At 24.2% G+C, this 13,780-nt stretch carries 5 protein-coding genes; all 5 read right to left on the reverse strand.

Annotated elements, in window-relative coordinates; genetic code table 11:
• Window positions 1-2,909: 2,909 nt before the first annotated feature.
• The 5 genes from coaE to lolB all read right to left on the reverse strand — a co-directional run bounded on the left by coaE (window position 2,910) and on the right by lolB (window position 11,549).
• Window positions 2,910-3,527, reverse strand: coding sequence for a dephospho-CoA kinase (gene coaE / locus GFV14_RS01805; protein WP_457914631.1), 618 nt, complete (start codon window positions 3,525-3,527; stop codon window positions 2,910-2,912).
• A gap of 3,136 nt (window positions 3,528-6,663) precedes the next feature.
• Window positions 6,664-7,251: an aminoacyl-tRNA hydrolase gene (gene pth / locus GFV14_RS01810; RefSeq protein WP_457914632.1), complete on the reverse strand. Its 588-nt coding sequence runs from the start codon at window positions 7,249-7,251 to the stop codon at window positions 6,664-6,666.
• A 1,744-nt stretch (window positions 7,252-8,995) separates the two neighbouring features.
• On the reverse strand, window positions 8,996-9,943 hold the full coding sequence (locus GFV14_RS01815) for a ribose-phosphate pyrophosphokinase (RefSeq protein WP_457914633.1): 948 nt from the start codon (window positions 9,941-9,943) through the stop codon (window positions 8,996-8,998).
• Window positions 9,944-10,017: 74 nt separating this feature from the next.
• Window positions 10,018-10,893 (reverse strand): 4-(cytidine 5'-diphospho)-2-C-methyl-D-erythritol kinase, encoded by an 876-nt coding sequence (ispE, locus tag GFV14_RS01820; RefSeq protein ID WP_457914673.1) that lies wholly within the window; start codon window positions 10,891-10,893, stop codon window positions 10,018-10,020.
• On the reverse strand, window positions 10,890-11,549 hold the full coding sequence (lolB, locus tag GFV14_RS01825) for a lipoprotein insertase outer membrane protein LolB (RefSeq protein WP_457914634.1): 660 nt from the start codon (window positions 11,547-11,549) through the stop codon (window positions 10,890-10,892). The genes ispE and lolB overlap by 4 nt, the downstream gene beginning before the upstream one ends.
• Window positions 11,550-13,780 lie beyond the last annotated feature (2,231 nt).

The raw sequence follows: 13,780 nt of genomic DNA on the forward strand, positions 1-13,780 counted from the left end.
ACATTTTCAGCAATAAATAAATTATTACCACTACAGACACTTTCTGATCGCCTCAGTGAAATATAAAGAAACGTATTAGATGTGTAATGTTTTATTAATGAAATTAATTAAAAATTCTGAATACTATTACAGCTCTGCTATGTTTTTATCTTTAATGAACTTCTTATATTGAAATAATTGTAAGAGGAATCAAAAGATTTTGATAGATTTTGATTAAAAAAGAAGATCATTGTTTTGTGTAAATATAATCTATTCTAGTTATAAATAAATTTTACTTATATTATCTCGTTTGTGATTAAAAACATATATTATATAAGCTATGTATAATGCTGAGTGTTTTGTGTATTTTACAGATATTGCAATAGTCTACTAACTAAAACAATCACAAACTATAAATATATGAATTAAGCTAAAAACTATTAGTTAAGTGTAACATTCATAAAGACAATTAAATAAAAAGATTTTCATGTTGTTATTTAATGTTCTGAACTTTTAATAAAATTTTTAAATGTTTTTATTTTTCTTGATTATTATTTACTCTTGTTATGTAATGTAATCATGATACCATAGCGTTTATCATTAAATAATTGAGAATATAAAATCTTGTTACTAAAGTAAAGATATCCTTATTTCAGTATGAGTAATTGATCTTAAATAATGATTCATTAATATTAATAGATATATTTAAATATATAATTAAATAATATCTTTTTTAAAAAACTGTGCATAATATACAGTTCCGCTATGTTTATCTGATTATAGTAATGCATTACGCATATTTCGAAAATTCTTGCTCTTTTTATATTGATACTTATAAAATAACTTGAAATATTCTTGTTATTTTTAGAAACCATTTTATTTTAGATATCAAAAGATCAAATAGATCTGTTTACAAAAATGTTTGTATAACTTATTTTTCTTACTTAGTCAGAGTCATTAAAGCATATCTTTTATTTTGAGGAAATCAAGAAATAATAGTTTTACTGATATAGCTATAATATAGACGGTAAATATAAGATTTTCTTGTATATCTTTTACTTACTTGTCTAATATTTTCATTAAATTTTTCTCTTGAAAAATAATGGGAAGAATGTAGCATGTTTTAGACTGATGTTTACCTGATTTAATCAGTATATTTCATGAGCAAATATTGGATATTTCAGAATTATTAAAATAATTTTCTGGAACTTTTGTGTGTTATGTTTTGTTTTGTTATTTATATTTTTTCTGTACTTAGAGACAAGATAATAATCTAGATATTTGAATTACTTCTTGCTTATAATCATTAATTTCTATTTTACACTTATCATTATAAACTCAGTTAAAAATTTTACATTTATTTAAAACGTAATGTTGCAGATAATACGTTATAAGAATTTTCAATAGAAATTTATTTTAGTAACAATGGATATCTATTATATATAATTTTGCGTTAGTAATTTTTGTTTTATTATAAACCGCATGACACACACTGTCAATCGTAAAGATAAGTCTAAAACTTTATGTTATTAGGTAGTTACTTTGTAAATAAAAAACTCTAGATACTAACACTGTTCTGAAGAGAAGAGTTAGTTAATATATTATCAATATTTTTATTATTGATAGAGATTAGATAGGTAAAATTTTAAATGATTGAAATGTCATTATTCCGCTAGATAGTCTAATAATTAGACTAAAGTTTATTTAGGTCTTTTATTAAGTATGATTATTGTGTGTATTTCACTAGAATGGTAGAATACATTTATTAGTAATTTTAGTCAAAAAATTATAATAATGTAAAAACGTATTTCTTAGAAGTAAAACAATGCATACACGAAAATTAATATATACGTATTTGTTCGCTACTTCATATGCGAAATATTACTTATCAAGATTAAGATTCTCTCAGTACTTTTTAATAAAAATATTGTATATTTATCTTGTAAGTTTAAAAGAGAAACTATCAGAAAAATAGTTAACTCAATTATAATTAATAGAATGCATATGGTTGCTGAGTTTTTATCAGCAGTATTTAGGAGCAGATATACTATTTTAAAGTGTTAATGCATAAAGTCTTAATTCGCAGATGCAGATTGTAAAACTATTATATAAGTGTTGATACTCTTTAGTATCAAACGATACGTTGTATTAGACATTGATAGTTTGTCTTATGTGATCATACTAATTGATAGTAATAGATATAGAGAAAAATGTCTTTATATCTCCTAAATCGCACAGAAACATACTTGTATACATAAAATTAGCAAAACAAAATTCACAGTACGCGAAAGAGCCGTATCAAGTGTTTGAATTTTATTTTTTAAATGATCAATCTAACATATATTTATATTATTTAAGGAAAGTATCGCATCAGATCTTAGTAGTTGTTTATTATAAAAAATTTATTTTAGTACAATCTATGATGTGAAATTTTACTTTTAAATTCTAAATTTTTATTTATTATAATTAAATATAACATAATTATAAGATATATTGAGAATTATCAAGTCCATTTTGTTAATGATGGCTGAATATTCTCTTTTTAAACACATATAGACTATAATTTAGCTCTTAGAAATTTAAGGCTACAATATTTGACAAGAATATTAAGATATTTTGCTAAATTAACGTTTTCTATTTCCCGCTTTATTTTTTAAAAATACAAATGAATGAATTGTTAATATTATAAACTGTCATATATGGTTAAAGCTTGTGTATGTGTTTTTCATGTTTTAATATAATCACATGCAAATCATCTCTGTGAACTATTTTAATTAATTCAGTAATAGAATAGAAACAACAATCTCTGAATATAAAAAGATAATCTAGTAAATTTATGAACTTTTTATAATAGTATTTTGCATTGAAGTTATAAATTGATGTGCATTTAAAATACTCATAATTGATAAAGTGTATAGAATTTCATTTACCTACAGTAGGTTTCTGTATTTCTGTTGAGATAATAACATATATTTTTTGTGTAATTTAGCTACTGTATGAGAGATATTGAATCTACCATTGTAATTATGTATAATGTCATGAGCATACAATAAACGTTTTTCTCTATGTGCTTGCGATTTTAAAATCTGAATTACATGCTTTTTGCTAATCTTATCTCTTTTCATAGTACGTGAAATTTGTTCTTTAGGTGTCACATCGATAAGAAGAATACGGTTAGCCAAATGGGATAGATGATTTTCAATGAGTAACGGTGTAACCCATAAAATATAATTGGTATCATTTTCCCGTAATTGTCTTTGTGTTTCTTGATGAATTAATGGATGAAGTAGATTATTTAACCATTTTTTTTTATTGTTTTCAAAAAAAATTATATTTCTAAGACGTTTTCGATTAAGTGAACCATCAGAATGAATAATATTGACGCCAAATTGGTTTACAATAGCATTAAGTGCGGGGGAGCCAAATGTAACTAGTTGTCTAGCGATAACATCGGAATCAATAACGCGTATCCCTAAATTAGTAAATTCATTAGTCACTGTTGTTTTACCGCTACCAATGCCACCTGTTAGAGCAATAATATAAGTCATAATTTTATTTATATATATTTAAAAAACGATAAATACATAGATTTACATGTTTGTTTATAATTATATAGATTATATAAATAATAAGTTTATTGATCATGTTATGATTAAATAATTTAATATTATATATGTAAAATATTTTATTATTATAAATAATAGTATTTCAAATACTAAAATACTTGTTAAATATTCATTTAATATTAAATATTAGAAGATATAGAGATCTATATGATCGTCATCATTAAAAGTATATAGTAGTAATTAGGTAAGCTATCATTTTATCGTATTTTAGATTTATAAATAATATTATAATTTTAATAATACCTTCATTATATTATATGTTATGAAATCATTAATATAATGTTTAGTATAGAAATAGTTTCAGTACGATCCTGTAGAAAATATTATAAAGATTTCTTTTTGATAACAGATTAATAAATTAAATATTTCTCAGTTGTATATTTTAAATATTACTATCATAGTAATATTTAAAATATGTAATTGATTTTATTGTATTTGATTTAATAAGAAAATAAACACAGTGTGAAAATATTTTAAATTAATAAAAATAATAAAATGAAATATTCAACTAGAATATTCCAAAAATGAATGACTAATTATTGTTATTAAGATTGACTAGTTGCACTTTATAACTGACACTGACTTGTTATGTATATAAACAAATTTCATGAAAGCAATTACTTTTAATCCTAATTATTATTTAAAGAGCAGCATTATAGTTACTAGAAGTATGATAACACTAAATAAAAATATTATAACTTATTATATGTATTGGTTTCAATTTCAAGAAAATAAGTTATGATTATTGTAGTTTTTTTATTGAACATTATATCGAAATGAGTGATTTTACTAATAGTAATAAAAGATTCAAGAACATTAATAAGCCTACAAGATAGCTTCCTGAATTTTGTATGAAATAATAATGTAAGTTATTAAATAATAAAGTTGTTATATTAAATCAATTTTTAAAATTGTTGATATACTCTATATATTGTAGAGAAATATAATAATTATCTAAATGTATTTATGTTAACATAACTTTGAGTTATTATCAACTTCCAAATCATCTTCTATGTTTTGATATAATTAAACTAAATTTTATATTCTAGAGTGCCAGATTATTTACATCAGTATCGAGTATTTCTTAATATTTTAAGCAAATAGTTACAGTATTCGTAAAGATTGAAATTATTTTCATAGCATATTCGTCTATAAATGCTAGATATTAACAATTTTGATGTTGTGACAAAAGCAGTATAATTTTGCATATTAACATGATCATAGATATTTCAATTATTATAAATTAACATATATCGCTATTTCTAATATTAATTGATAAGATAGTTGAGACATTTACTTAAATAATGTTTATCTGAAACTAATATTTTAATTTTGCATGAAACGTAATCTAACTTATAAAATAATGGCTGAGTTTGTAATGATCATAGTAATTCATAAGTTTTCGGATTTAAAATCCGTTGTTTTATTTTAAGGCTGTATAATTTTTGATATAATGAAGATCTTTTATATTACAAACTTTTTTAGTTTAGTTTCTAAGTTAGAATGAATTTTAAATCTCTATATATTCTAGTATCTTAATTATAAAGTGAACGTCAAAATGTATCGAAAATTAATCTAGTTATTACAAACAATGATTATAATTATACTCAGCAATTAATGAGTAAAATTTTATTTAAGCTTGGCTAGTTATCGTTGTAAATTATGATATGATGACTTTTATACTTATCGTGATGATACATTAATATATAACTTACTTAATATCGTGTACGTAGTGTATTGAAGAATTCCAGAGATTTCATTTAGGAAAAGAAGAACTGTTCTAGTAAAATATTGTTGTCTTCTTTTTAAAATACTACCTGTTGTATTATAGTTTGTACGCATTCAGAGTTACTTAATGTATGTGATGAAGTTTAAATGTGCCTCGATGTGGCGATTAAATGAATGTGCTTTTAGTAGTCTAGGATAATTGAGATTATATTTAGCACTATGTAGTGGAGTGAAGATTTTACTGTAATCTTAAAATACTCATATTGATGACAAGTATATTTCTCTATTCATTAAGTATTAAATTAATTATTAAGATATAAATATAATGCTTTATTCTTTAAAGTTTTATAATCTATATGAATAAGTTTAATAATTAGAATATTAATAGTGATCTACATTCAAAATACACTTTCAATTATATACCTGTCATACTGTCATTGAAAATTTTATTGTAACCATTCAGAAATTTTTAATAATTTATTTCTGACTCAGAACATTTAACGATGATTTTTACCATGGTTTAGATAGCGAGAAAACTATTACATTAACTCATGATTAAGATTTTTAAATAAAATTGAACATTATGTGATGTTATGATTTTTTTGTGTAATTGTAAAAATCTATTTTAAGCTGTTATTTTACTGATATTACAATAATATAATTAATAAAATCTATTATGTATCTGTGTTGATCATGAACATGATGATGCCAGTTGATGTAATAACAAAAAATATTTAAATTAAAAGTAATACTCAGTATTAATGAATTATACTTTTCGCTATTTTAGTAGCGTGTTAGTTTATTTATACTTAAATAATTCTTTCATTATAACTATATAACTAAAATCTAGTTGTATAAAATTACGTACTTTTTAATAGATATAAATTGTTTTAATTATTTTTTATAGATACTGATTTTATAGTATAAATATTATTGATATTGTAAAAATAGATTTAATGATGAGATTGACTATATGATATTAATCAGAATTATTAAATATCTATATTTTAAATGAATTCGAGAAAATCAAAAGTATCATTAATAAATTTCTGTATCAGTAACGTTAGAACTTAAAAAAAGAATTACGAAATGAAAAATTAATAAATAATTTCATTTATTAATGTGAGTCGCGATAATAAAACATTTTCTAGATACTTATTAATATTTTAAAAGATTAATTTTATTTAATAAATTTATCATTTAAAGCTAAAGACTGTCAAATATAAAAATTTTAAGAAATATTTGATACTTGTTTTTATATTGCTTCATCTAGTATTATTGTCTGACTCTTTTAGAAATATATCCAATAGGTTTTAGGGTTTTTTTTATTTTAAGCAGATACTTTAAAGCTATGAAGACGACTGATTGCTTTATCCATGCTATCAGTCAGAAAAATATCGGTACATCTTACGGATTCATCGATAGCTTGATTAATCAATTTCTGCTCAAAAATAGTTGGGTTGCTAAGAACAAAGTCAACAACTTTATTTTTATCACCAGGATGACCTATACCAATTCGTAAGCGATAAAAATTTGTATTATTAAATTTGTTTTCAATATCTTTAAGACCATTATGACCATTATTACTTCCGCCTAGTTTTATTTTAGCTACACCAGGAGGAAAATTTAATTCATCATGTGCTATTAAAATCTCATGAGGGTTAATATGATAAAAATTAGCAACTGTTAAAATTGACTTACCACTTAAATTCATAAAAGTATTTGGTATAAGAAGATGAACATCATTACTATTGATATGAATACAAGAAGTGTAACCAAAAAATTTTACTTCTTTTTTAAGTTTTTTATGATAGCGATTAGTGAGAAGTGTCACATACCATGCACCTGCGTTATGACGCGTTTTATCATATTCCACACCTAGATTTGCAAGCCCAACAATTAACTTAATTTTACTCATGGAATATATTTCACAATTAATAAAAAACTGTTTTTAAGTGTACTGTATAAGAGTAGAGTGTGTAAAATAAAAATAAACAACATTACTTATATTGATGTAAATGGTTAAGATGAATATTTTTAAAAAATTAATACTTATATACAAATCATAAATAAAGTTTATTAAAATAATTCTTATTATAAATAATATTTTTATACTATCAATAAAAATAAAAAATAATTTTCTAAAGTTTTTAAATGTGCCAACATGTTAATCTGGGTAATATTAAAGTAAATATAAAAAATAAAATAGCTTATTTTATACTCAATATTTAATGAGTATGACTTAGTTTTATAATTAAAAATTTAGTATTGCATTTGATTATTTTATGTGCTTATGTGATTCTTTATTGAATTCTATTAAGGTCAGTATATATTTAGGATTATTATTAGTGCAATAATTGTATTTTTTGATAAAAATGAGTGTGCGAAAAAATATTGACTATCATAAGTTAATATTATAATATTTTCATTTCAACTAAAAAGATAATCATTGTTTTACAAATAATATTAATTATTTCAAATAGTTGTATATAAAATACTCAAAATAAATTTAAGTAATGTATGAAGTGTCATTTTTATCTATAATGTTAGAAAAATTATTTATGTCTTAATTAAATGTATACTAAAATAGTTAAGTTTTATCAACAACTAAAAGTATAATGATGTTAAATAAAATTAATATTGCTTTAAATTAAGATTCAGTATTAATTTTTAGTAAAAGCTACTAATTTTAAAAATGATGTGACTATAATATAAAATTGCTTTTATTTTTTTATTTAAGGGAACTTGTCAAAATTGTTTAAATATGATCATTTTATATATTATTTGCTAAATAGAAAAGAACTATATAGTAATATTCAACAGATAATTTCAATCAATGCAACTTTTATTACTCAAGATCTAAAGACAAACTACTGAGGAATAAATGTGTATAAATTTATTTTATACGAGTATAAATGCTTAACAGCAGGGATTAGTAAAGTATGTTATACAGTACCTTAGAAACGGTACTGATATACTATCTTGAAAATTTTAAAACATCGTCAACAATATACCTAAGCTTACTTGATGAGGTAGAAAACAATGTGGTTAGAAAAAATTTTATCAGAACTTATCGAAATGTTAACACAATTTTCGTGATTATCAATACATAAAATACAGATCCAGCTTAAAAATTATAATATGAATAAAAGTATTATAACATAAAATAAAATATAGCGATAGAAAGATATAAAATATTTACTCTATAAAATTATATACATACATGATTTATATCAGGAATAAAATACACTTTGATATATTTTAGACATTTTAATGTACTTATTAAGATGAGAAATTTATATAATCTATGTTTTTAATGTCATTTTAGAGAGTTTTATTATTTGACGTATCAAAGATAACATCTCCAAATGTAGTAAACATGATACTTATTTAAATGAGCGTCTTTAGTTTATGCATTTAGTATTTATTTTTCTATTGGAAAGCAAAAATATTTTTTAAACCCTGTAGCTTCTTGAACATTTGAGAATATTAGTCATTTTCAAGTGATTTGTATTGTTTGTTATTTTAAATGAATGTCACTAGAAATTTAAAAATGAATATTTATTAAAATAAATATAAACAAAGCTTTTATAGTGAGCTTTCAACTATAGAAGCTTTGTTTATATGAAAAGATAATGTTGAGATATTTTGTTAAGACATCCTTAATGCTCGAACATCGCTGAAATCGACTCTTCATTACTAATGCGTCGAATAGCTTCAGCTAACATACCGGATAGTGTTAATGTATGAACTTTATTTAATGCTTTAATTTCAGATGAAAGTGGAATTGTATCACACACAATGATTTCATCAATAACTGAATTTGTAATATTTTTTACGGCATTGCCTGAAAAAATTGGGTGAGTTGCATATGCAAATACACGTTTTGCACCACGTTCTTTTAGAGCTTCAGCTGCTTTACACAACGTCCCTCCAGTATCGATCATATCATCAACTAAGATACAGTCACGATTAGAGACATCACCAATAATATGCATCACTTGAGAAACATTTGCTCGTGGGCGACGTTTGTCAATTATAGCCATATCAGTATCATTTAAGAGCTTAGCGATTGCTCTAGCACGTACCACACCTCCGATATCTGGAGAGACAACAATTGGATTGTCTAATTTTTTTTGTAACATATCTTCTAAAAGGATAGGACTACCAAAAACATTATCAACAGATACATCAAAGAACCCCTGGATTTGTTCTGCATGGAGATCAACGGTCAGAACATGATCAACACCAACACTAGACAGAAAATCGGCGACAACTTTTGCGGTGATTGGGACGCGAGCAGAACGTACGCGACGATCCTGCCTTGCGTAACCGAAATAAGGAACAACTGCGGTAATACGACCAGCGGATGCACGGCGCAATGCATCCACTATAACAACTAATTCCATAAGGTTGTCATTAGTTGGTGCGCAAGTTGATTGGATAATAAAGATATCTCCGCCTCGAACATTTTCATTAATTTGCACACTAACTTCGCCGTCACTAAAACGACTCACAACAGCGTCTCCAAGACTAGTGTAAAGACGATTAGCAACACGTTTTGCTAGTTCCGGTATAGCATTACCAGAAAAAATCTTCATATCGGGCATGAGAAAAACCTCAGGCTTACGTCTAGAGATATATTTTTGACCAATTATAGTATATATAACTAAAGGTATACTTATTAGTGTGATATATCAGTTATCCCAGCGCGGAATTTGTGCAAAGGTGATTCATTTATTCCTTGTGCGACGAAACCATGCACCCACGATGGGGTCTTATTTAATATCTTCAGAGCATCAGCTTGTGTTTTAAATTCAGAAAAAAAACAAGCTCCTGTTCCTGTTAAACGAGAAGGAGCATATTGTAGCAACCAAGAAGCCAGTTGTTCAATCTTATAAAAACGCTTTCTGGCTATTGGTTCGCAGTCATTAAAATACGGGGTCTGCAGTAATGAGACTAATGAGCGTTTTTCGGAATTTCGATTTAATTCTGGATCTTGAAAGATTTTTGATGTTAAAATTTTAATTTTAGGGTGTGTAACTAAATACCATTTTTCTTGAGGAAAGACAGGAGTTAAAATTTCCCCAATACCTTCAGAAAAGGCTGCCTTTCCTTGAATAAATATAGGAATATCAGCCCCTAGACTGATACCTAGTTCGGCTAGAATATCATCAGAAATTGAAGACTCCCAATGTGTGTTTAAAGCAATAAAAATTGTAGCTGCATTGGATGAACCTCCACCGATACCAGCTCCTATTGGTAATATTTTACGAATCCGAATATCAGCACCCAGGTTTGCTTGATAGCCTAGTTTATTATCATAACAATACTTTTGTAACAATCTCGCAGCTTTGATGATTAAATTTTTTTTGGGATCAATATCTTGCATAGATGTTAACAAATTAATTTGGCTATCATTTCGGGTTGTTATCATTATTTTATCACTATAATTAAGAAATTGAAATAATGTTTGCAATTCATGATAATCATCTGATCTACGGCTAATAATATAGAGAAATAAATTTAATTTTGCAGGTGAGGGCCAAGTTAACGTCATCTTTTTAAAGTCCAATTATCTATTTTTATCTTAATTAATCGAATTCCTTGATATAGCTCTAAGCTTTTCGGTAATATTGGTATAGTATTCTTATTATAAGATAAATAACTAAGTTGCCATTTTCCACTGTTATTTTCAAAAGTAACAGATTTTAGTAAATGATTTTTATCAAGTTCGAATTCTCTTGCGCGCCCAGGAGAACCAATGAGCCATGCTGTTAAATCATCTAGAGGAATTATCATTCCAGTGAATTGATGCATTAGATCAGAAGAAAGATGACTTATATGTTTCTGTCCAGTTTTAGTTTTTAGACATGATATATTAGGTCTCACAATAATTTCTAACTCTTTAATACCTAATGGATTAATTATTAATAAACGGTATTTTTTTAGCGAATATTGATGCCAAAAGAAGTTTGCATAAATTTTTTTTTGATCTTCTTGATACATGCAAGAACCACGAATCTGATATTCATGAAGTGTATTTAGTTTTGCTTGATGCGTTTCCCATTGTGGATCAGAGATTAATTCTGTACTAGATTTTTTGTATTCATTTTTTACACAATTAGTCAATAACAGGCAAGATACAAGAAATAGAAACCAAAAAGTACGTGTGATTAAAGAGTAATATGAAGAAAAAATAGTAGAAATCTGCATAATTATTCTCAAATATAATCTATTATATAATATAATAATGAGTTCTTAGAGTTTATTCAGTATTTTTTTTGCAAAAAATGAAGTAAATACTAGATGAACAAGCTAAAAGCAAGTTTTTAAAAAACCTTATAGCGTGTTCTGCATGTAAAAATATTTTTCAGTCAATATCATTATATGTTCAAACACTGAATTCTGGGAGATTAAATCATACGTATAGAGCATTTTTCATTTTTGTTATTGTAATAATTGAAACGCATATATGATAGATACCACTTATATTGTTAATTTGTATAATCTAGATCTCTTAATATATTTCAAAAATGTAAGCAATGTTGTGTAGGTTAAAAGTTATTAAGGTGTATTTTATATTTGTAAAGTTTTCTTCTGTCATTACTATAACTTGATGAGGATATTTTAAGTGTCTACTGATATCGATTGCTTAATTTATATAAACTTCTACCTGTATTATAGTTATATTTACGATTTATATTAGTATTTTTATAATGTTTAAATTAAAAATTACTGAATTGTGCAATAGTCATTATATTGAATTTTTGCTAAGAAAAGTTCTAGGAGAATATTTCTCATTACTAATACATTTTCAAGATATATAATTTTATCTAACGCTTCTAGATACATATTAATTTGTTATGAATGTTTATTTTGCAGATTTATGAAAAAATACAGTGACATTTTTAAAAGCATTCTTAGCTAATATTATTATTGTAGAATTATCAAATTGTAATAGAATGTATATAAATAATTCAGTTTAAAAAATTTAAATAATATTTTATTATTAATACTTATTGAAGTACAATGTGTTACTTTGTTATAGAAAAGTACGTTAATATTCGTCTTTAATACTGTGATTTAAAATTATTAGTAGACTGAAGTAGAAATTATAAATCAGATTTCAGTAATTTAATTAATATAGTTTGTATTCTTTAATAATTATTTATTAACAAGCTATATAGCTATATCTTATACTTATTATTTATAATAGCTGCGCATGTCTTAGTCTGAATCAGAATAATATATTTTTATAAATAGTGTAAATAAAATTAAGTATGTTATTAACATTATCTTATTTATGTAGATGTAAAATCAAATATTTATAGGCATTATTTTTTTGAATTTTTCGTTTTTAAAGAACAGAAAGTTATAATTTAATTATTTATAATAGTTAGTAAATAGATAATAACAGTATATTTCTATAAAAGAAATAATTTTTAATTTATAAATATAATTAAACATAAAAATCTTATTAGCCCGCATCACTAATCATAAAATAGCTAGTATCATATTTGTGAATAGGAAATTTCAGTTCTGAAAATCAAGCATTCACGTCAAGATTTATTAAAGAAATCTCAAGTTTACAGTGGTGTTGCATAGTCTACATATAAAAAAATAACATGGTATTTGAGTCTTAATGAGAAGCAAAAGTGTAAGAGTAATGCATTTAATAGTGATGTGGTTTTATAATATCTTTGATGCAAAATTAAATAAGTGTATAATTAACACACGGTGGTTAATTAGTAAGTTCTTTAATATGTATTGAAAGAAAAGAAGATTCTTTAGTATTGGCGAATCACAAATATTCAGATAAGTTAAAATTATATTTGTGCTTTTTCAATAATTATTTTCTATTAAGTAAATTAAAATGTTTATTTTAAAAATCATTTATCATGGAAAAATCTTTGTATCTTAAAATAAATATTTATAACGTATTATATCAGTTGTGTTTTATATTTGTAAACCGAAAAAGAAAGTGTTTGAATTACTTAAATAGTGAAATATTTTTTTAATAAAAGAAGGAAAATAATCGAATTTCTCAAAAATTAGTGACTTGAACGGTACATAAAATAATAGAAAACTGAATGTAGAAGTGGCAAGAATATTTAAAATATAGAGTAAATACTGAAGTGATTAAATAATTGAATATTGTTAAAAAAATATCTTAATATGATATTATGAGCATGACAACAATTTTATTATGATTATTAATAAATCCATAGTTAAATATATGATGAAAACATAGTGAAACAAACCAACTTTATTAAAATGATATCGTTTATCTTGAAAGATAAAACAAAATATTAAAAATTAAAAATATTTATTATTTATACTGTCAAATGATCTTGTATACATTATTTAACAAAACTCTTTCCATCTAAAGCCTAAACTATGAAAGCTAAATTTATTGTTGAATAAGAGAATAGATATTATAGGAT

Source organism: Candidatus Hartigia pinicola (assembly GCA_020541205.1).
Taxonomy (GTDB): domain Bacteria; phylum Pseudomonadota; class Gammaproteobacteria; order Enterobacterales; family Enterobacteriaceae; genus Hartigia; species Hartigia pinicola.